Raw genomic sequence first — 19,323 nt, forward strand, 5'->3', positions numbered from 1 at the left:
ATTTCAGTGACTCACGGGCGGCGGCCGTTTCCCCAATAATGAAGGAGACACCTGTGACACGACAGCAGCAGCCGGACCGGCGGCCCGCCGCCGGACTCACCCGCCGCGGACTCCTCGGCACGGCGGCCGCCGCCGGGGCCGGCGCGGCCCTCCTCCCGGCCCCCGCCCACGCCGCCACCACGACGTCCGCCCCTGCCGCGGTCACCGTCGACGCCTCCGACGCCCGCTATCTCGACCTCACCTCCCGCGGCTACAACGCGAGATTCACCGCCGCCCCCGACTCCGTGCGGCTCGTGCACAGCACCGACCAGGTGGTGGCCGTCGTCCAGGAGGCCGTCCGCGACGGCAGACGCATCGGGGTGCGCGGCGGCGGGCACTGCCTGGACGGGCTGGTCGACGACCCGGACGTACGGATACTCGTCGACATGTCCGAGATGGACGCCGTGCGCTACGACCCCGTCCGCCGGGCCTTCCTGGTCGAGGGCGGTGCCACGCTCGGCCACGTCTACCGGACCCTGTACCTGGAGTGGGGTGTGGCGCTGCCGGGCGGCACCTGCCCGACCGTCGGGGTCGGCGGGCACGTCAGCGGCGGCGGCTACGGGGCGATGTGCCGACAGCACGGGGCCGTCGTGGACCACCTGTACGCCGTCGAGGTGGTGACGGTGGACGCCTCCGGCACCGCCCGCGCGGTGGTCGCCACCCGGGAGCCGGACGACCCGCACCGCGAGCTGTGGTGGGCGCACACCGGCGGGGGCGGCGGCACCTACGGCATCGTCACCCGCTACTGGTTCCGCTCCCCGGACGCCACCGGCACCGACCCCGCCGGCCTGCTGCCCAGGCCCCCGAAGACGCTCCTGAAGTCCACGGTCAGCATCAAGTGGAGCGACCTGACGGAGGCCGCCTTCACCGCCCTGATCGCCGACCACGGCGCCTGGCACGCCCGCAACAGCGTGGCCGGCTCCGCCTACGACAGCCTGCACAGCGTGCTCATCCTCTACAACCGGGTGCAGGGCAGTCTGGTGCTCAACTCCCAGATCGACGGCACCCGTTCGGATGCCTCCGCGCTCCTCGACGCATACGTCACGGCGGTGGCCGGCGGTATCGGGGCGCCGTACAGCGAGGTCCGCTCCTCCTGGCCGTGGATGAAGACGACGCTCAAGGACCCCTACGACACCGGCCTGTACAACCGCACCAAGTCCAAGGGCGCCTATCTGCGCAGGGGCTGGTCCGCAGCACAGGCCTCGACGCTCTACGGCTACCTCTCCGACGCCGGCTACGACGGTCACGCCGGGATCCTGCTCTACTCCTACGGCGGCAAGGTCAACACCGTCGCGTCCTCGGCCACCGCACTGGCCCAGCGGGACTCGGTCCTGAAGGCCAACTTCACGACGTACTGGCCCGCCGCCGCGGACGACGACCGGCACGTGGCCTGGATGCGCGCCCTCTACCGCGACCTGTACGCCGGCACCGGCGGGGTTCCCGCGCCCGACGACACCAACGACGGCTCGTACATCAACTACCCGGACACCGACCTGGCCGACCCGGCCTGGAACACCTCCGGGGTGCCCTGGCAGAGCCTCTACTTCAAGGACAACCTGGCCCGTCTCCAGGCGGTGAAGGCGGTCTGGGACCCGCACAACGTCTTCCACCACCGGCTGTCGGTCACAGCGCCCTAGTCGAAAGGCAGATTCCAGGGATGGTTTCTCAGGCGCGGGCCCGGACGATGAGGGTCCCGATGGTCCGGTTGCCGGGGGGAGCGGCGAGCACGCGGGCGTCGACGTCCGCGTAGCCGTGCTCGTGCAGCAGGCGGGTCCACGCCTCCGGTTCGAAGTCCCAGCGCTTCACGACCAGCGGGTCCTCGTCGTCGCCGCGCGGAATGTACGACGCCTGACAGCCGTAGCAGCCGTCGACCGGGGGCCGCTGAGAGAACACCAGCCGGCCGCCCGGCCGCAGCCGCTCACGGATCGCGGGCAGCAGCCGCGCCGGATCGGTGAACCACAGGGCGCCGTATACGGAGTAGACGGCGTCGAAGCCTTCCCGGCCCAGGGCCAGGAAGCCCACGGCTTCCGCCTGGTGCAGCTCCAGCCCCGGCGTCGCCCCCCAGCGTTCCCGTGCGGCGGCCAGTTGCCGGGGCGAGACGTCCACCCCTACGGCCGTCATCCCGAGGCCGGCCAGGTGTGCCGCGTTACCGCCCTTGCCGCAGCCGAGATCCAGCACGCGGCCGCCGGCCGGAAGCTCCAGCAGTTCGGCGCCAGGGCCGTGGTCTTGGTACTGGGTCCAGTTGAACCAGGTGGTCTCGCCGCGCCCGTTCACCGGCCGTCGCTCGGGCCGCTGCCGCGAGTAGGTGTCCCAGGCGATCGCTGTCTCTGTCACGTGGTGCTCCGCTCATAGGGCCAGCCGCCCGGCTGCGACACCGGGCGGCTGGAGTCTTGCACGATCGGTGGTGCTACTTCAGCGCTTGCCACCGCTGTTGGGGCTGTCGGTGCAACCGTCGTAGCACTGGTTGCAGTCCGCCACGTCCGGCCACAGGTCCGGGTCGACGGTGTACCCGGCCGCCGTGATGGCGGCGACCGTCCGCTCCCGGGCGGCCTGCGGTCCGCCGGGTACCTGGTCGTCGTCGGCGGTCGGGACGTGGTGGACGAACCGGCCGACGACCTGCTCGCAGAACTGGGCGTAGTCGACGGTGTGAAGGATGAAGGCGTGCCAGCCGTAGTCGACCAGGTTGCTGGGTGCCAGCGACTGGCCAGGCTGTCGGCCGGACGCGGCGATGAACCCCGCGGCCTGGCCGACGATGCGGAGGGCGGTCTCCGGGCTGATCTCGGGGTGGTCGGCGACGATCCGACGGGTGAGCCGGTCGGCTACCTCAGCGGTGACGAGGAGCGTCGGGTCGGTGCCCACGGGACGTTCTAACGCGATGGTCACATTGTCCTCCTGTTGTGGACGGGCATCCTCAGGTCAGAGGGTGCCGAGCCTTCCGCCGCCGGGAGTGGTGCGGCGGCGGAAGGGGCTTCAGGGGTTGGTGCTGTGACGGGCCAGCCGGATGAGCCGGGCGGGCTCGGGCGGCGTGCAGTCGTCGTCCCTCGCGTGGACGATCAGACGGACGTCGGCCCCGGACATGCGCGGCAGCCAGCGGACGATGGCCTTGTCGGTGTAGGCGCCGCAGGCCACACATATGCCCTCGGCCTGCTCGGGTTCGTTGTCCCGCATGGGGCTCACCGGGATGCCGTCCCTGCCTTGCAGCGCGGGCACTCGCAGGGCGGAAAGGCCAGGTTGATCACGGGCTCGTCCGCTGGGGGGAGCGTGCGTGATCCCAGGGGGGTGCGCTCCATGGTCCTGCTGTTGACCCGGTAGACGGTGATCGTCAGTCCGGGGTGCGCCGCGTTGCTGCCTGAATCCGTCACGGATTCAAGATGCTCCGGTCACAAGGAGTTGCGCGGCGTCAGCGCAGGCGTCATAACGGCGACATCGAGGGCGTCATTTCGGTGTCATTCCTTGCCCGTAAGGTCTACCGTGATCCGTATGGCCACACCGAACAGCGCACTGCGAGCGGCTCGTATGGGGCTGCTCATGTCACAGGACGACCTCGCCCGCGCCATCCGCGATGCAGGCACCCGTGCCGGGCAGCCCAACGACGCCAACAAGCGCCTCGTACAGCGCTGGGAATCCGGCGTCACCATCGCCCCTCGCCCCGTCTACGCCCGAGCCCTTGAGGTCGTCACCGGCCTGCCCATCGAGTCGCTCGGCTTCACCGCGGTACCCCAGGCCCGCGTCTCCGAGGACGGGCAGGGCGGACACGACATGGAGCCAGAGGTCCCGGTAGTCACTCATTCGGCCGCGGCCCCGCAGAGCGAGCCCCACGCAGCACACAGGAACTACTCCGGGGTCTGGCTGTCGCGGTACGAGTACTTCAGCTCCGGCCGGGATGCCGCGTTCACCGGACTGCACTACGTCGTCCTCCTCCAGCACGGCAACCGGCTGACCGCACGCTCACTGCCGAACGGCTCGTCGAATCCGAACTCTCCGCTGACGATGGACCTGGAGATCGACGGCCACATTGCCACCGGAACGTGGACCGAGCAGACCGCGACCGATGGCTACTACCGCGGTGCCCACTACCACGGTGCGATCCAGTTGCTCGTTGAGCCGACCGGCCGCCGTATGACGGGCAAGTGGGTGGGCTTCGGCAAGGAGTTCGACGTGAACACCGGACCGTGGGAGCTGGTGTTCCAGGACGCGTCGACGACGAAGGCAACGCTCGCCGCATACGACCGGCCGCCGGAGGCGTGACCCCGGATGCACGAAAGCGGCCCTGCTCTCCCGAAGGAGGGCAGGGCCGCGGGTGTTTGGTCAGGCGGCGATCTGACGGTTCGCCATCACAAGTTCCGCCTCTACCAGGTTGCGCCACTGAGACAGCGACAGGTGGAGCCCGTCCTCGGCGATGTCCTCGGCCCGGAGGCAGAGCCGACCGACGAGCTGGTCCAGTTTCCGGAGCTCCAGCCCGGTCAGGTAGTTCTTGGCGACCTTGCGGGCTGCGCTCTTCAGGCTCGGCTCCGGCCTGCCCTCTTCGATGCCCGGCCAGGTCTGGAGGGTGCGCGCGTGCCTGATCTCGACGGCGGTCATGCCGACGACGTGGACGTAGAGCTTGTTCTGCATGGCGGCGAAGAACATGCGGGTGGTCTTGCTGCTGGGCTCGTAGTCGGGGGCGTTGTCGCGCATCATGTCGCGGAAGATCTGGTAGTCGACCATCTCCCGGGCGCGAGCCAGAGCGGTACGCCGTACCTCCAGCTCGGTCAGCGCGCCGAGCTCGGCCTCGCGGGTCCTGACGGCGAAGTAGACGCGCGCCTGGGCGACGGCATTGCTACTCCCTGTGAGGGACACCCCTGTGGTTGCAACGATAAGTCATCGCGGATAATGAACTCCCGGACGCAGTATGACAAAAGCGCCCCGACCTTCCGAAAGTGATTGGGCCCTCCTCGTGGGTTCTTCCGTCAGCCTGCTTCGGTGTCGCCGTAGAACGCTGCCCGAAGTTCCCGGACGGCCGCCGTGATCTCGCTCTCGCCCTTGTCTTCCAGCGCCGCGTCCATCAATCGCTGCGCCGCCGCGGCTACGGCCTTGTCCTTCACCATGCCCAGCGGCAGTCCTACAGCCGACACACGGGTCATGTGCGTGGTCAGCTCGACAGCTTCAGTGAGGGTGCCTCGGTCCCAGGCGTCTACAACTCGCACGGCTGGAGCCGCTGCTGCTGCAGCGGCCTCCCGCGTGCTGCCCCGGGCATTCCACGCCGACCAGAACTCCACGCCTGCCATCGCCAAGGTACGGAACTTGGCACGTCGGCTCAGGTGGGCCTCGCGGTAGATCCTGCGCGCCCGCTCCAGGTCCATCACCTCGACAACAAGCTGCTGCATCAGGGCCAGTTGGCGTGCCCGTTCGGCCCTCTTGTCGGAACTGCGCTGCTGGAAGTACGAAGGCAGAAGCCTATGAAGATCCCCAACGGCCCTGCGATCAAACCGTTGACCACTACTTCTCTCATGCGCACAGCATTCTGCCCCACGAACGCCAAAGCGGCCCCGCTCTCCCAAACGGAGAGGGGACATGGACGAGCCCCCGCCTCGCTGCGGTGAGGCGGGGGCTCGTCCCGTTCGGGGAGGCGAGGGGCGGGCCAGGTCAGCCGAAGCTGGCCGGGAAGGTCACCCCCGTCAGGGACTCGCTGAGTTCGCGGAGCCGGGCGCGGGACGCGTCGTCGTACGCCTGGGCGCCCGCCCGGGCCCGCGTCGAGCGGTTGAAGTAGACGCCCGAGACGTCGTCGAGCGCCGGGTCGGTGATCAGCCGCAGGGTGTTGCGCATGCCGTCCGCGACCGTGCTCTGCGGGGTGAACAGGTTCACCACCATCTTGGTCGGCATGTACGACGCCGGGTGCAGCGCGTTGGCCGTGACCCCGGTGCCCGCCAGTCGCTCGGCCAGGTCGAAGGTGAGCGAGATCTGGGCGAGCTTGGCCTGGCAGTAGGCCTGCACGCCGTCCCAGTTGCGCTCCAGCATCACGTCACGGAAGTTGATCGGGGCCTGGCCCGCGGAGCTGACGTTGATGATGCGGGCCGGTGCCGAGGCCACCAGCAGCGGGGCGAGCCGGCAGCTGAGGACGTAGGCCGCCAGGTAGTCGACCTGGAAGGTCAGCTCCAGCCCGTCCTGGCTCTCCTGGCGGGCCAGCTCGACCCCGATGCCCGCGTTGTTCACCAGCACGTCCAGCCGGTCGTACGTGGTGAGGATCCGCTCGGCGAGCTTGCCGATGTCCTCCAGGGAGGAGAAGTCGGCCAGCTCGTAGCTCAGCCGGCCGGTGGCGCCGGCCGCGCGCAGCTCGGCCAGCAGGTCCGCGCCCCTGGCCGCGCTGCGGCCGTGCAGGATCAGCGACGCGCCCTGCGCGGCGAGTTCACGGGCCACCGCACGGCCGAGACCGTCGGTCGCGCCGGTGATGAGAATGGTCTGGTCGGAGACGGCCTTCATCGTGGGGAACTCTCCTGTCAGGCGTACGTTGCCAGTTCTTCGGTGGACTGGTCGGTGTATCCCTGGCTGACCTCCACCACGATGCCGTCCGGGTCGGATACCCACACCGTCTTCCAGCCGGGGATGAACTCGTCGAACGTCAGCGGTCCGAGCGTCGGCTCGAACTCGCCCTGGGCCGCGGCGAGGAACGCGTCCACGTCGTCGACCTGGAAGGCCAGGTGGCGGGCGGTGCCGGGCGCGGCAGGGCCGTCCTTCGCGGCCGGGAAGAGCGGGTCCGCGTCGGTCGCGAACAGCTCCAGGTACACGGGGCCGTTGCGCAGGAACACCACGCGGACGCCGTCGGCCTCCACCACCCGGGCCCGGCGGAAGCCGAAGAGCCGGGTGTAGAAGTCCTCGGTGGCCTTCTGGTCACGGCAGTTGAGGCCCACGTGCGACCAGCGCAGGCCCTGCGGGGCGGCGGTCGTCATGGCCGTCACTTCCCGGTGACCGGGGCGAACGGCACGGTGTCGTGGACGTTCGTCAGGTAGGTGATCAGCCCGCCCCGGACCCGGAAGTAGTTGCACACCACGGCCTCGACCGTGCTGCCGTCCGGGGTGCGGGCGGTGATGTCGGAGACCACCGCGGCCTGCTCGCCGTCCACGACGACGAGGCGCGGGACGTTGGCGAAGGAGGCGTACATCTGCGGGAAGCCCTTCATCATCTCGCGGAGCGTCTCGCGTCCCTCGACGTGCCCGGCCAGCTGCTCGTCCATGGTCTGGTCGATGGCGAACAGGTCGCACCAGGCGTCCCAGTCGCCCTCGTTGGCCAGCCGGTAGTACGTGTCGACCACTTCTCGGGTGCTCATGCGCCCGTCCTTTCCTGCTTTCCGGGAGAGGGATCAGGGGAGGTCCACGCCGAGCTGGCGCATCAGGCCCGTGGTGTCGGCCTGCACCCAGCGCTCGACGACCTTGCCGTCCTCCAGGCGGTAGACCTCCAGGCTGGTCCAGGAGACCTCCTTGCCGGTCGGCTCCTTGCCGAAGAACGGCGCGATGTGCCGGCCGTGGAAGGTGATGTGCATGATCACCTTGTCCGGGGCGGCCGGGTACAGGGCGTCGAGGTGCACGGTGAAGTCCAGCGCGTCGTGCGCGGCCCTGATGATCCCCTTGAGCTCGTCGAGGCTCTGGACGCTCCACGCCGGGTTGTTGTCCCGGAACGTCGGCCCGAACATCTCGTCGAGGTCGTCGTAGCGGCGCTCGTTGACCGCGTCGCTGACCTGCCGTACGACGGTGTAGTTCAGGTCGTCCGAGGACAGCTGGGCGCGCAGGCCGAGCAGGTCGTCCTGGGCCCAGCGCTCGACGAACAGGCCGTTCTCGGCCCGCCAGATCTCGGTGGTGGACCACTCGACCTTGCGGCCGGTGGCCGGGAAGCCGAGCACGTCGCCGAGGTGGGTGCCGGTGAGCTTCACCCGGGTGACGAGCCGGTCCTCGCCGAGCGGTACCCCCTCCTCCAGCTCGCCCTTGAGGTCGAGCCCCTCGTGGGCGCCGCGCACCGCGTCCAGGTAGGTGTCGATGCCGGTGATGTCGAAGCCGGGGTGGTGGTCGGTGAAGTCCGGGCTGAGTACGGCGCGGACCCCCTGGAGGTCACCGGCGTTCAGCGCGTCGAGGAAGCGCCCGTAGAGCTTCTGGATCTCCTGCTGGTCACGGGTGGACATGCTGCATCCCCTCGTTGGTTCGGGCGGCGGTCGGAAGCGGCTCGGAGGTGCCGAGGGCGAACGCCGCCGCGCGCTCGCCGATCATGACGCTGGGTGCGTGGGTGTTGCCGGCCACGATGGACGGCATCACGGAGGCGTCGGCGACCCGGAGGCCCTCGATGCCGTGGACGCGCAGCTCGGGGTCGGTGACGGCGTCCGGGCCCGTGCCCATCCGGCAGGTGCCGGCCGGGTGCCACAGGGTGGTGGCGTTGGCGGCGACGTAGGCGCGCAGCTCGTCCGGGGTCGTGACGTCCTTGCCGGGGCCGAGTTCGTCGCCGCGGAAGGCGTCGAAGGCCCGGGTGGCGGCGAGTTCGCGGGCCAGCTCGACCCCGTACACCAGGACGTCCAGGTCGGCCGCCGAGGTGAGGTAGCCGGCGCTGATCACCGCGTTGGACTCCGGGTCGGCGTCGCGCAGCCGGACCCGGCCCCGGCTGTGCGGGAGCACGGCGATCGGGGCGAAGGTGAGGCCGGGGCCCTCCCACTGCTCGGCGGGCGCACCGGCGGGCAGGAACTTGACCGGGCCGAAGGTGAACTGCAGGTCGGGCGGCCCGGCCGGGTCGGCCGCCGGGGTGTGGGTGAACAGCCCGGCCTCGGAGAGCAGCGCGCCGGGCGGGTGCTCCTGGAGGGACTGGTAGCAGACCGGGGTGAAGAGGTGGTCCTGGAGTCCGGCGCCCACGCCCGGCAGGTCGCGCACACAGTGGATGCCGTGCGCCCTGAGGTGGTCGGCCGGGCCGATGCCGGACAGCATCAGGAGCTTCGGCGACTCGAACGCGCCCGCGGACACGATGACCTCGCGGTCGGCGCGGATACGGGCCGGGGCGCCGCCCTGGACGTACTCGACACCGGTGACCCGGTTCCCGTCGAGCAGCAGCCGGGTGGTCCGGGCGCCGGTCAGCACGGTCAGGTTGGGGCGGTCCAGGGCCGGGCGCAGATAGGCGTCGGCGGCGCTGCACCGGCCGCCCGCGTCGTCGCGGTTGGTCTGGTACAGGAAGCCGAACCCGTCCTGCCGGGCGCCGTTGTAGTCGCCGTCGCTCGCGGCGTCGTGGCCGAGTTCACCGGCCGCCGCCACGAAGGCGGACGCCAGCGGGGACGGGCGGTCCAACTGCCGTACCCGGACCGGGCCGTCGGCCCCGCGCAGCTCCGAGCCGCCGCCGGAGTAGCTCTCGGCGCGCCGGAAGTACGGCAGGACCTCGTCGTACGACCAGCCGCTCGCGCCCTCGGCGACCCAGCGGTCGTAGTCGTGGCGGCTGCCGCGCACCCACATCAGGGCGTTGACGGAACTGCACCCGCCGAGGACCTTGCCGCGGGCCACCGGTATCCGGCGGCCGTCCATGCCGGCCTCGGGTTCGGTGACGTAGCCCCAGTCGATCTCGCCGCGCCAGTCGGCGGTGAGCAGGGAGAGGACCGAGGCGGCGTCGGCGTGGTGGATCTCGGGACGTTCGTCCGGGCCGCCCGCCTCCAGCAGGATCACGGTCACGGACGGGTCCGCGCTGAGCCGGGCGGCGACGGCGCAGCCGGCGGAACCCGCGCCGACCACCACGTAGTCGGCGCCCTGGGGCACCGGGGAAGTCGGATTCGACGGCATGTCAGCCTCCAAACGGTGACGGGGTCAGAGGGCGGCCGGTTCGCCGACCTGGTAGTCGACGATCACCGGGGCGGCGCCGGGTGCGGGGCGTTCGAGCTGCCACTGCTGGTTGATCCGGAACGCGGACACGGAGCCGTCGGCGGTCGACTTCGCCGTCCACACGACGGTCAGGTCGATGCCGATCCGGGCTCCGGTCTCCTGGTGGACGAGCTTCTCCACGGTGTGGTCCTGCTCGCTGTAGGCCTCGCCGACGGCCGCGTACCAGTCGAGGAAGTCCGCGTGGCTGTGCAGGGTGCGCTCCGGGAAGGCCATCTCCAGGCCCCCGTCGGCGACGAGGGGCAGCAGCTCCGCGACCGGGGCGTGCACGTTGAGCAGGCCGAACCAGCGCTGCACGAACTCCTCGATCTCCCGGTCGGAGCCGGTCTGTTCGGTGGACATGGATGTCTCCGCTCATCGGGGTCCCGCCCCCGGGGAGACCGGGAGCGATACGCGTCCGATGACCCCACAATCCGGCCGCCCCGCGCGTCCCGGCGCCCGAACCCCGGCCGCACTGTGCGAAGTCGCAGCTCAGGCTCGGGCAACTCCCCTGCCGGGACGGCCGTACCGCCTGGTAGCGACCGGCCCGCAGGCGTTGGCCACAACATGCCGTAGTGCATTCGGCCACTTGGGCATGTGCCGTGAGCACGGGCGGCGGCGATGGTCCGGACGAAGTGCCCCGCCGTAGACAGGAATCCGCCACTTGGCACCGTCCCGCCGATCCGGGAGGAATCCCATGAGCAGGCGCATTCTCGTCGTCCTGTCCGAACACGGTTACTGGGGCGAGGAGTTGATCGGCCCCCTGGAGACCTTCGACCAGGCCGGCTACCACCTCACCTTCGCCACCCCCACCGGCAAGCGGCCCAACGCGCTGCCGCCGAGCATGGACCCCGAGTACGTCGACCCGCCGCTCGGCCGGTCCGTCACCACGCCCGAGATGGCGGCGAAGGTACGGGCCGTCGAGGAGTCGGACCGCCTCGACAACCCCCTGGACCTCGCCTCCTGGCTGCCCGACCGGCCCTACCGCTCCCGGCCGTACTTCCTGCGCGACTGGGAGGCCTACCACAGCCGCCTGGAGCAGATCCGCCGGCAGATCGCCGACCGCTACGACGCCCTGCTGATCGTCGGCGGCAGCGGACCCATCGTCGACCTCGCCAACAACTGGCGGGTGCACGACCTGATCCTCGCCTTCCGCGCCCTGGACCGGCCGATCGCCGCCGAGTGCTACGGCGTCGCCTGCCTGGCCTTCGCCCGCGACCAGGAGACCCGCGAGTCCATCATCCGCGGCAAGCACGTCACCGGGCACTGCATCGAGTACGACTACAAGGACGGCACCGGCTTCCTCGGCACCGACTTCGTGATGGGCCCGCCGCCGTACCCGCTGGAGTACATCCTGCGCGACGCCACCGCGCCCGGCGGCGCCTACCACGGCAACTTCGGCAAGGAGACCTCGGTCATCGTCGACTACCCGTTCATCACGGGCCGTTCGACCCCCGACTCCTACCTGACCGGCCAGAAGACCGTCGAGGTCCTCGAACAGGGCCTGCGCCAGTGGGGGTTCAGGACCTCCTGACGTCCTGACACCCGTCCCGCGAAAGGTCCGAGAGGTGACCAGCATGGACAGCAGGCCCGCGCGCGTCGCGCTCCTGGAGCAACTGGAGGCCGAAGGCGTCCGGTACATGTTCGGCAACCCCGGCACGGTCGAGCAGGGGTTCCTCGACGAACTGCGCTCCTTCCCCTCGATCCAGTACATCCTGGCCCTGCAGGAGGCCACGGCCGTCGGCATGGCGGACGGCCACGCCCGCGCCACCCGCACCCCGGCGGTCCTGCAACTCCACTCCGGGGTCGGCCTCGGCAACGGCATCGGCATGCTCTACCAGGCCATGCGCGGCCACGCCCCGATCGTCACCCTGGTCGGCGAGGCCGGGCTGCGGTACGCCGGACTGGACGCCCAGATGGCGGCCGACCTGGTCGGCATGGCGGAACCCGTCACCAAGTGGGCGACCCGGGTGCTCGACCCCGACTCCACGCTGCGCGTGCTGCGCCGCGCCTTCAAGGTGGCCGGTACCCCGCCGTACGGGCCGGTCCTGGTGGTGCTGCCGGCCGACGTGATGGACGCCGGCACCCGGGAGGCGGTCGTTCCGGTCAGTTACCCGGACACCCGCAGCCTGCCCGCCCCGGACACCGTCGCCCGGGCCGCCGCCCTGCTCGCCGGGGCCCGCCGCCCGCTGATCGTGGCCGGCGACGGCGTGCACTTCGCGGGCGCTCAGCCCGAACTGGCTCGGCTGGCCGAGCTGTGGGGCGCCGACGTGTACGGCGCCGACTGGGCCGAGGTCAACCTCTCTGTGCACCACCCCTCGTACGCGGGCCAGTTGGGGCACATGTTCGGCGAGCAGAGCCGGCGGATCACCGGCGCCGCCGACGGCGTCCTGATCGTCGGCACCTACGCGCTGCCCGAGGTGTTCCCGGCCCTGTACGACGTCTTCGCCGAGGGCACCCCGGTGGTCCACGTGGACCTGGACACCGACGCCATCGCCAAGAACTTCCCGGTCGACCTCGGCATCGTGGCCGACCCGAAGGCCACCCTCGGGCTGCTCGCCGACGCGCTGCACGGGGAGATGGGCGAGGCGCGGCGGACCGAGGCGGCCGAACGGCTGCGGGTGCGGGCCGCCGAGCGCGCCGACGCCCTGGCCGGCGCCCGGGAACGGGACCTGGCCGACGGCGAGGCGCAGTCCGTGCCCACCGCCGCCTTCGCCCGCGAACTCGCGCGCCAACTCCCGTCCGACGCACTGCTGTTCGACGAGGCGCTGACCGCGTCCCCGACGCTCTTCCGGCACCTGCCGCCCACCGTGCCCGGCCAGTGGATGCAGACCCGGGGCGGCTCCCTCGGCGTCGGCCTGCCCGGCGCACTCGGCGCCCAGCTCGCCCACCCCGACCGCACGGTGGTCGGGTTCACCGGCGACGGCGGCAGCATGTACACCTTCCAGGCGCTGTGGACGGCCGCCCGCCACGGCCTGCCCACCAAGTTCGTGATCTGCGACAACGGCAGCTACCGGCTGCTGGAGGACAACATCGAGGAGTACTGGCGGGAGACGGGCATACCGGCCCACGAACAGCCCGGCATGTTCGACCTCTCCCACCCGCCCATCGACTTCACGGGCCTGGCCCGCTCCCTCGGGGTGGCCGCCGTACGGGTGGAGAAGCCCGGCCAGGCCGAGGGCGCGGTGGCACAGGCCCTCGCCCACCACGGGCCGTTCCTCGTCGACCTGGTGACGGCCAGGGGAAAGGGGTGATGGCCGTGCGACTGACCGGCCACAAGATCGCCGTCCTGATGGAGAGCGACTTCTACGAGCCCGAGATCCTCTACTACCGCTACCGCTTCCCCGAGGAGGGCGCCGAGGTCCACTTCCTGACCCGGCTCTGGGGCAACGAGGCCATGACCTTCCAGGGGCACGAGCACCGCATGCCCTTCGAGGTCACCGAGTCCTTCGAGGACCTCGACGAGTTCGCGCTCAAGGAGTACTCGGCGGTGATCGTCCCCTCCGGGATGGTCTCCGACCGCCTCCGCTACACCGAGGACCCCGAACAGCTGCCGCCCGCCTCGCAGTTCCTGCGCCGCGCGTTCGCCGACCCGGCGATCGTCAAGGGCATCATCTGCCACGGCATGTGGCTCGCCGCGCCCATCCCGAACCTGATGCGCGGCCGGCGCGCGGTCGTCCACAACAACCTGCTGGGCGACCTGCGGAACATGGGCGGCGAGTACGTCGACGAGGACGTCGTCGTCCACGACGACCTGGTCACCGGCCGCACCGGCAACCACTGCCACGTCTTCGCCCGCACCATCATCGACCTGCTCGCCGACCGTCAGCCCGTCGAGCCCGCCCCTGCCGCCCAGGCCGTCCCGGCCGGGCAGGGCTGACGGGACGCGAACGGGGAGAGGAGCGATCATCATGACACCGGTGACCGGGCGCATCCCGATCCTCGACGTCCGCCCCCGGGTACGGGACGGGGAACTGCCCGCCAAGGCCGTGACCGGCGAGCACCTCGACATCACGGCCACCGTCTTCCGCGAGGGCCACGGCGTGATCGCCGCGGACGTGGTCCTGCGCGGTCCCGAGGGAGCCCCCGCCCAGCGGGTGCCGATGACCCTCGTCGATCCGGACGCCGACCGCTGGAGCGCCACCGTGGTGCCCGGCACCGAGGGCCTGTGGACCTTCCGGGTCGAGGCCTGGGCCGACCCCCTGGCCACCTGGCGCCGGGACGCCGAGCTGAAGACCGCGGCCGGCGTCGACACCGAACTCACCCTGCGCGAGGGCGTGCTGCTGCACGAACGGGCCGCACACGGCGAGAACGACATCACCGACCGGTACCGGCGCGAGGAGGTCCGGGCCGCGATCGCCGCGCTCCGCGACACCCTCGGCCCGGCCTCGGCCCGGCTGGCGGCCGTCACCAACCCCCGGGTGACGGCCGCCCTGGGCCGCTACGCACTGCGCGAACTGGTCACCGCCTCCCGGCCGTCGGCGCTGCGCGTGGAGCGGCGGCGGGCCCTGGTCGGGTCCTGGTACGAGCTGTTCCCGCGTTCGGAGGGAGCCGTGGTGGAGTCGGGCGCGCCGCCGGTGAGCGGCACCCTGCGGACCGCCGCCGGGCGGCTGCCCGCCGTGGCGGCGATGGGCTTCGACGTGGTGTACCTGCCGCCCGTCCACCCCATCGGCGCCACCCACCGCAAGGGCCCCGACAACGTTCTCGTCGCCGGCCCGGACGACGTCGGCTCGCCCTGGGCGATCGGCTCCTGGCAGGGCGGCCACGACTCCGTCCACCCCGACCTCGGCACCCTGGACGACTTCCGGTACTTCGTCGCCACCGCCCGGGGCCTCGGCCTGGAGGTGGCCATCGACTTCGCCCTGCAGTGCTCCCCGGACCACCCCTGGGTGTCCGGGCACCCCGAGTGGTTCCACCACCGGGTGGACGGCTCGGTCGCCTACGCCGAGAACCCGCCGAAGACCTACGAGGACATCCACCCCCTCGACTTCGACACCGACTTCGAGGGCCTGTACGCCGAGGCGCTCCGCGTCCTTCGGCACTGGATGGACCAGGGCGTACGGATCTTCCGCGTCGACAACCCGCACACCAAGCCGGTGCACTTCTGGGAGCGGCTGATCGCCGAGGTCAACGTCACCGACCCGGACGTGGTGTTCCTGGCCGAGGCGTTCACCCGGCGGGCCATGGTGCACGCCCTGGCACAGGCCGGCTTCCAGCAGTCGTACACCTACTTCACCTGGAAGAACAGCAAGCAGGAGCTGACCGAGTACCTGCCCGAACTCACCCGGGACAGCGCCGACTTCCTGCGGCCCAACCTGTTCGTGAACACCCCGGACATCCTGCACGCCTACCTGCAGCACGGCGGCCGGGCCGCCTTCGAGATCCGGGCCGTGCTGGCGGCGACCGCCGCGCCCAGCTGGGGGGTGTACGCCGGGTTCGAGCTGTGCGAGAACACCCCGCTCGCCGAGGGCACCGAGGACTACCTCGGCTCGGAGAAGTACCAGCTGCGGCCCCGGGACTGGGCGCGCGCCGAGGCCGAGGGGCGGACCATCGCCCCGCTGATCACCCGGCTCAACCGGATCCGCCGGACCCGTCCGGCCCTCCAGGAACTGCGCAACCTGCGGCTCCAGCACACCGACAACGACCAGGTCCTCGCCTACTCCAAACACGTGGACCTGCCCCAGGGCGGCACCGACGTGGTGCTGGTCGTCGTCAACCTGGATCCGCACCGGGCCCAGGAGGCGACCGTGACCTGCGACCTGGCGGCCCTCGGCCTGCCCGGCGACGGCACGCTCAAGCTCCGCGACGAACTCACCGGAGCCGCCTACGCCTGGGGCGAGTCCACCTATGTGCGCCTCGACCCGGCCCACCAGGTCGCGCACGTACTGACGACCGAGGAGGCGTCATGAGGACGGAGACGGGGACGGAGACGAGGTCGGAGATCCTGCGGCCGCTGCTGCCCGCGCTCGGGCCCTGGCTGACGGGCCGGCGCTGGTTCGACGCGCGCTACGCCGGGGCCCCGCTCACCGCCGACGCGGCGTCGGTGGTCGGCGACGAACCCCCGCTGCTGCTGCACGCCGTGGTCTCGGCGGACGGCGACGCCGGGCCGCTGCGCGTCCAGCTCCTGCTGGGCCTGCGCCCGGAGCTGCCGGACCGGCTGGCGACCGCCGCGATCGCCACCGTGCCGGCCGGCCCCTGGCAGGGCTGGCGGGTCTACGACGCGCTGGCCGACGGCGCCCTGCTCGCGCTGCTGCTGCGCACCCTGGCGGGCGGCGGCGCACCGCAGGGGCCGCGCCTGGAACGCAGCTCCCGCTATCCGCTGCCCGTCGGCCTGGTGCCCCGGCCGCTCCAGGTGGAGCAGAGCAACACCTCCGTGGCCTACGGCGACCGGGTCCTGCTGAAGATCTTCCGCCGCCCGGAGCCGGCACCGCACACCGAGGTCGAGGCGCTGCGGGCGCTCACCCGCCAGGGCTGCGCCCGCACCCCCCACCTCTACGGGGCCGTGCACAGCGACGCCCACGGCGCGGAGGGCCTGGTGCTCGGCCTCGTCGAGGAGTTCCTGCCGGACGCCCGGGACGGCTGGGAGGAGGCGCTGCGGCAGGCGACCGACTCCGTGGCCGGCACCGGGCGCGGCCCCGCCCGGGGCTTCACCGGGGACGCGTTCGGCCTGGGCCGGGCCGTCGCCGACGTGCACGGCGCGCTGGGCGAGGCGTTCGGGCGGACCCGGCTGACCGTGGAGGACGTCGCCGAGGAGGCGGCCCGGATGACCATGCGTCTCAAGGAGGCCGCCGAGGAGGTCCCGGCTCTCGCCCGGTACGTCGCACGGCTCGGCGCCCTCTTCGACGACTGCGCCCGGGTGGCCGGGCGCGGCTGCCCCCTCTATGTCCAGCGCACCCACGGCGACCTGCACCTGGGGCAGGCGCTGCGGGCCCACGACGGCTGGCGGATCGTGGACTTCGAGGGCGAGCCGGCCCGCTCCGCCGCCGAACGCGCCCGCCCGCAGCCGGTGCTGCGGGACGTCGCCGGCATGCTGCGCTCCTTCGACTACGCGGCCCGCACCGGGCTCACCGCCGTCGAGGCGGGCGAGCCGCCGGAGACCTCGCCCGCGGTGCGGCTGCGCCGGCGCCGGCGCGCGTCCGCGTGGGCGGTGCGCAACCGGCGGGCGTTCGTCGCCGGGTACGCGACCGCCGGGCACGAGGACCCGGACTGCCACCCCGTGCTGCTCCGGGCGTTCGAGGCGGACAAGGCCGTCTACGAGGCCGTGTACGAGTCGCGGCTGCGCCCCGACCGGCTGCCGGTCCCGCTCGCCGCGGTGCACCGGCTGGCCGCCGCGGCCCGCTGACGGCCGCATGCCCGGGGCCGCTTCACCGGCATCGACCGGGCGTCCGACCCGGCCTCTGACCGGGCGTCCGACCCAATGCTCGACTCGGCGTCCGAACCGGCGTCGAACCGCGTCGAATCCGGCGGTGAAAGGACCGGAACCGGTACAAGGAAATCGGTGCTCGACGGACCTTCAATTCGCTTTGTCGTGCGGGTATTTCACGGTGGTTCCGGAAGGGGAATTCGGGTGGTCCGGGGAACAGGGCGGAGCGGGTCAGGAACGGCCGTGCTCGGTGAAGGACGTGCTCGGGTCGCGGTGCGGGGCCAGGCCGGCCGACGACAGCGCCTGGTCGTACGCCTGCAGGGCGGCGGTGCTGTTGCCCTGGCGGCGCCACAGGTCGCCCACGTAACGCCAGTTGAGCGCGGTCTGGTGGGACGGCGGGAACTGGCGCAGCTGCCGGGTGGCGGCCTGCAGGCACTGGGCCGCCTGCTCGTGGTCGCCGCGCAGCAGATGGATCTCGGCGAGCGTGGCACGCGCGCCGACGGCCTGGATGCGGGACTCCGGACCGGTGAGGCCGAGGGCCCGCTCCGCGTGGGCCGCGGCCTCGTCCCAGTTGCCGAGCATCGCGTCCGCGTCGGCCAGGCCGATCTCGCACTGGGCGAGCTCCGGGGCGTTGCCGACCTCCGCCAGCAGCTGCTGGGCCTCCTCCAGCAGCTGTTTGGCGCGCGTCGGTTCGGGCTGGTCGACCTGGAGGAGCAGCGAGCCGCAGTTCATCTTGAGCATGGCGACATGGCGGATGTTGTCGTCCTCGGACATCAGCGCCAGTGCCCGCTCCACCAGGGCCAGCGCCTCGTTCAGCTGGCCGCGGGAGCGGGCCACGAGCCCCGCGTTCCAGAAGACGGCACCCCGCGCGGCCCGTGCCCCCTGCTTCTCGGCGGCGTCCAGGAGCCGGACCCCGAGGAGCTGGGCGCGGGTGAGGTCGCCGCGCATGTGGAACGACGCCATGAGCGTGGCGCCGAGCTGGACGTGGTCGACCGTGACGTCCAGGCCGAGGGCGTCGAGACGGGACATGGCCCGCTCGCCGATCTCGATGCTCGTCGTGATGTCGCCGGCGTTGCGGTAGCAGCGGCACAGGGCGACCGACACCGTGCACCAGTCGGCGGAGCCGGGCGGCAGTTCGGGGTCCCGCTGGAGGTCTTCGAGGATCGTGATGGCGGCCTCGATCCGGTCGAGCTTCTCCAGGGCGGAGGCCTGCGCGATGCGCGCGCGCCGGGTCATCGACGGGTCCAGCAGGGACGGCTTCGCCAGGAGGTCGCTCAGGGTCTGGAGCGCCTCGCCGTTGCTGCCGTTGCGCAGGGCCATCTCGCCGAAGGCCAGCCGCAGCCGGGTCTCCTCCAGCTCGTGGTCGTCGCGTCCGCTGCGCAGGTACTCCACGGAGCACCCCAGGCGCTCGGCGAGCGCGGCGAGCACCGAGTCCGACGGTGCGCCGCGCTTCCCCGACTCGATCAAGGAGATGTAGCTCGCCGAAATCTCACCGGACGCGAGGTCCTGCTGCTTGAGTCCACGTTTGCCGCGCAACACCCTGATGCGCTCGCCGAGTCCTGCGGCCGTCGCGTTGCCGAGTGGATCCATGCCAACTCCTCGGTGCAGTACTTGACTGTCGGGATGACAGATCGATGTTACCAGTAAGTTGATATCTGCCCAATGGGCTTCCGGTGATCTTTTAGTGGCCCTCAACCGCATTTTGCAGCGCATTTCGTTGATCGCGGCCGGGTTTCGCTTATGTGGTGCGCGATATTCCGCTTGGATATTATTAATTTTGCAAGAAGCTGCTTGACTGCGACAGTAATTCAAGGTTGACTCTAATTGTCAAAGCGCCACCTTCTATTGTTCGGGGGAGGGGATTTTCGTGAGCAATAAAATAATCGCGCTCATCGCAATCGTCGTCCTGGTCAGTGGTCTTGTGTCGGGTGGACTGTGGTTGAACGATTCCGGTCCTGGTAACCGTCCGCGGCACGAAGGCATGGCCGAGTCCAGCGGTGGGAGTGGTGGTTGCTGCTGATCACACACGCGCTTCGCACCGGACCGGGTCCGGTCCGACGGCCGCACTACGGC

At 71.3% G+C, this 19,323-nt stretch carries 19 protein-coding genes; 7 read left to right on the plus strand and 12 right to left on the minus strand.

Annotated elements, in window-relative coordinates:
- The first annotated feature begins 53 nt into the window (after positions 1-53).
- Positions 54-1,676, plus strand: coding sequence for an FAD-binding protein (locus tag ACFWPS_RS51740; RefSeq protein WP_383720889.1), 1,623 nt, complete (start codon positions 54-56; stop codon positions 1,674-1,676).
- Positions 1,677-1,704: 28 nt separating this feature from the next.
- Here the strand turns inward: ACFWPS_RS51740 and ACFWPS_RS51745 are convergent, their stop codons facing one another.
- The 3 genes from ACFWPS_RS51745 to ACFWPS_RS51755 form a co-directional block, all read right to left on the minus strand.
- The gene (locus tag ACFWPS_RS51745) at positions 1,705-2,373 is read right to left on the minus strand and encodes a class I SAM-dependent methyltransferase (protein WP_383720892.1); all 669 of its coding nucleotides are present in this window, start codon (positions 2,371-2,373) and stop codon (positions 1,705-1,707) included.
- Positions 2,374-2,451: 78 nt separating this feature from the next.
- On the minus strand, positions 2,452-2,922 hold the full coding sequence (locus ACFWPS_RS51750) for a glycine-rich domain-containing protein (protein WP_383720895.1): 471 nt from the start codon (positions 2,920-2,922) through the stop codon (positions 2,452-2,454).
- An 87-nt stretch (positions 2,923-3,009) separates the two neighbouring features.
- Complete coding sequence (locus ACFWPS_RS51755; protein ID WP_383720898.1) at positions 3,010-3,207, minus strand: hypothetical protein; 198 nt, start codon at positions 3,205-3,207, stop codon at positions 3,010-3,012.
- 312 nt (positions 3,208-3,519) lie between these two features.
- Here ACFWPS_RS51755 and ACFWPS_RS51760 point away from each other — a divergent pair, with 312 nt between their 5' ends.
- Positions 3,520-4,287, plus strand: a complete 768-nt coding sequence (locus ACFWPS_RS51760; protein ID WP_383720900.1) for an XRE family transcriptional regulator — start codon at positions 3,520-3,522, stop codon at positions 4,285-4,287.
- Positions 4,288-4,347: 60 nt separating this feature from the next.
- Here ACFWPS_RS51760 and rhuM read toward each other — a convergent pair whose 3' ends face one another.
- From rhuM to ACFWPS_RS51800, 8 genes are all read right to left on the minus strand, one after another.
- Positions 4,348-4,878 carry a RhuM family protein gene (gene rhuM, locus ACFWPS_RS51765; protein WP_383720903.1) on the minus strand — a complete coding sequence of 177 codons (531 nt, stop codon included), beginning with the start codon at positions 4,876-4,878 and terminating at the stop codon, positions 4,348-4,350.
- Positions 4,879-4,988: 110 nt separating this feature from the next.
- On the minus strand, positions 4,989-5,405 hold the full coding sequence (locus tag ACFWPS_RS51770; protein ID WP_383720906.1) for a hypothetical protein: 417 nt from the start codon (positions 5,403-5,405) through the stop codon (positions 4,989-4,991).
- Positions 5,406-5,664: 259 nt separating this feature from the next.
- The gene (locus ACFWPS_RS51775) at positions 5,665-6,498 is read right to left on the minus strand and encodes an SDR family NAD(P)-dependent oxidoreductase (protein WP_383720909.1); all 834 of its coding nucleotides are present in this window, start codon (positions 6,496-6,498) and stop codon (positions 5,665-5,667) included.
- Positions 6,499-6,515: 17 nt separating this feature from the next.
- Positions 6,516-6,965 carry a VOC family protein gene (locus ACFWPS_RS51780; RefSeq protein WP_383720912.1) on the minus strand — a complete coding sequence of 150 codons (450 nt, stop codon included), beginning with the start codon at positions 6,963-6,965 and terminating at the stop codon, positions 6,516-6,518.
- Between the two features lie 5 nt (positions 6,966-6,970).
- Entirely contained in the window at positions 6,971-7,342 is a 372-nt protein-coding gene (locus ACFWPS_RS51785) for a nuclear transport factor 2 family protein (RefSeq protein WP_383720914.1), read from the minus strand.
- Positions 7,343-7,375: 33 nt separating this feature from the next.
- Positions 7,376-8,188, minus strand: coding sequence for an ester cyclase (locus ACFWPS_RS51790; RefSeq protein WP_383720917.1), 813 nt, complete (start codon positions 8,186-8,188; stop codon positions 7,376-7,378).
- On the minus strand, positions 8,175-9,812 hold the full coding sequence (locus ACFWPS_RS51795) for a GMC family oxidoreductase (RefSeq protein ID WP_383720920.1): 1,638 nt from the start codon (positions 9,810-9,812) through the stop codon (positions 8,175-8,177). The genes ACFWPS_RS51790 and ACFWPS_RS51795 overlap by 14 nt, the downstream gene beginning before the upstream one ends.
- A 24-nt stretch (positions 9,813-9,836) precedes the next feature.
- Positions 9,837-10,250 carry a hypothetical protein gene (locus tag ACFWPS_RS51800; RefSeq protein ID WP_383720924.1) on the minus strand — a complete coding sequence of 138 codons (414 nt, stop codon included), beginning with the start codon at positions 10,248-10,250 and terminating at the stop codon, positions 9,837-9,839.
- A gap of 334 nt (positions 10,251-10,584) precedes the next feature.
- Between ACFWPS_RS51800 and ACFWPS_RS51805 the strand changes: the two genes are divergently transcribed.
- Genes ACFWPS_RS51805 through ACFWPS_RS51825 form a run of 5 tightly spaced genes read left to right on the plus strand, consistent with a single transcriptional unit; the run spans position 10,585 to position 17,229 of the window.
- Positions 10,585-11,421: a type 1 glutamine amidotransferase domain-containing protein gene (locus ACFWPS_RS51805; RefSeq protein ID WP_089102084.1), complete on the plus strand. Its 837-nt coding sequence runs from the start codon at positions 10,585-10,587 to the stop codon at positions 11,419-11,421.
- A 43-nt stretch (positions 11,422-11,464) separates the two neighbouring features.
- Positions 11,465-13,141, plus strand: a complete 1,677-nt coding sequence (locus tag ACFWPS_RS51810) for a thiamine pyrophosphate-binding protein (protein WP_383720927.1) — start codon at positions 11,465-11,467, stop codon at positions 13,139-13,141.
- 5 nt (positions 13,142-13,146) lie between these two features.
- Entirely contained in the window at positions 13,147-13,767 is a 621-nt protein-coding gene (locus tag ACFWPS_RS51815; RefSeq protein WP_383720939.1) for a DJ-1/PfpI family protein, read from the plus strand.
- A gap of 31 nt (positions 13,768-13,798) precedes the next feature.
- A complete protein-coding gene (locus tag ACFWPS_RS51820; RefSeq protein ID WP_383720930.1) occupies positions 13,799-15,796 on the plus strand; it encodes an alpha-1,4-glucan--maltose-1-phosphate maltosyltransferase in 1,998 nt (665 codons plus the stop codon).
- Entirely contained in the window at positions 15,793-17,229 is a 1,437-nt protein-coding gene (locus ACFWPS_RS51825) for a hypothetical protein (RefSeq protein ID WP_383720933.1), read from the plus strand. The genes ACFWPS_RS51820 and ACFWPS_RS51825 overlap by 4 nt, the downstream gene beginning before the upstream one ends.
- Before the next feature lie 252 nt (positions 17,230-17,481).
- Here ACFWPS_RS51825 and ACFWPS_RS51830 read toward each other — a convergent pair whose 3' ends face one another.
- Complete coding sequence (locus tag ACFWPS_RS51830; RefSeq protein ID WP_383720936.1) at positions 17,482-18,840, minus strand: helix-turn-helix domain-containing protein; 1,359 nt, start codon at positions 18,838-18,840, stop codon at positions 17,482-17,484.
- Positions 18,841-19,323 lie beyond the last annotated feature (483 nt).

It is taken from the genome of Streptomyces sp. NPDC058457 (genome assembly GCF_042720695.1).
Taxonomy (GTDB): domain Bacteria; phylum Actinomycetota; class Actinomycetes; order Streptomycetales; family Streptomycetaceae; genus Streptomyces.

Excerpts from the sequence above, each read along its gene's own strand:
- ACFWPS_RS51800 (WP_383720924.1), bottom strand. The coding sequence starts at position 10,250 with ATGTCCACCGAACAGACCGGCTCCGACCGGGAGATCGAGGAGTTCGTG.
- ACFWPS_RS51775 (WP_383720909.1), bottom strand. The coding sequence starts at position 6,498 with ATGAAGGCCGTCTCCGACCAGACCATTCTCATCACCGGCGCGACCGAC.
- ACFWPS_RS51755 (WP_383720898.1), bottom strand. The coding sequence starts at position 3,207 with ATGCGGGACAACGAACCCGAGCAGGCCGAGGGCATATGTGTGGCCTGC.
- ACFWPS_RS51760 (WP_383720900.1), top strand. The coding sequence starts at position 3,520 with ATGGCCACACCGAACAGCGCACTGCGAGCGGCTCGTATGGGGCTGCTC.
- ACFWPS_RS51820 (WP_383720930.1), top strand. The coding sequence starts at position 13,799 with ATGACACCGGTGACCGGGCGCATCCCGATCCTCGACGTCCGCCCCCGG.
- ACFWPS_RS51770 (WP_383720906.1), bottom strand. The coding sequence starts at position 5,405 with ATGCAGCAGCTTGTTGTCGAGGTGATGGACCTGGAGCGGGCGCGCAGG.
- ACFWPS_RS51825 (WP_383720933.1), top strand. The coding sequence starts at position 15,793 with ATGAGGACGGAGACGGGGACGGAGACGAGGTCGGAGATCCTGCGGCCG.
- ACFWPS_RS51780 (WP_383720912.1), bottom strand. The coding sequence starts at position 6,965 with ATGACGACCGCCGCCCCGCAGGGCCTGCGCTGGTCGCACGTGGGCCTC.
- ACFWPS_RS51810 (WP_383720927.1), top strand. The coding sequence starts at position 11,465 with ATGGACAGCAGGCCCGCGCGCGTCGCGCTCCTGGAGCAACTGGAGGCC.
- ACFWPS_RS51805 (WP_089102084.1), top strand. The coding sequence starts at position 10,585 with ATGAGCAGGCGCATTCTCGTCGTCCTGTCCGAACACGGTTACTGGGGC.
- ACFWPS_RS51785 (WP_383720914.1), bottom strand. The coding sequence starts at position 7,342 with ATGAGCACCCGAGAAGTGGTCGACACGTACTACCGGCTGGCCAACGAG.
- ACFWPS_RS51795 (WP_383720920.1), bottom strand. The coding sequence starts at position 9,812 with ATGCCGTCGAATCCGACTTCCCCGGTGCCCCAGGGCGCCGACTACGTG.
- ACFWPS_RS51830 (WP_383720936.1), bottom strand. The coding sequence starts at position 18,840 with ATGGATCCACTCGGCAACGCGACGGCCGCAGGACTCGGCGAGCGCATC.
- ACFWPS_RS51790 (WP_383720917.1), bottom strand. The coding sequence starts at position 8,188 with ATGTCCACCCGTGACCAGCAGGAGATCCAGAAGCTCTACGGGCGCTTC.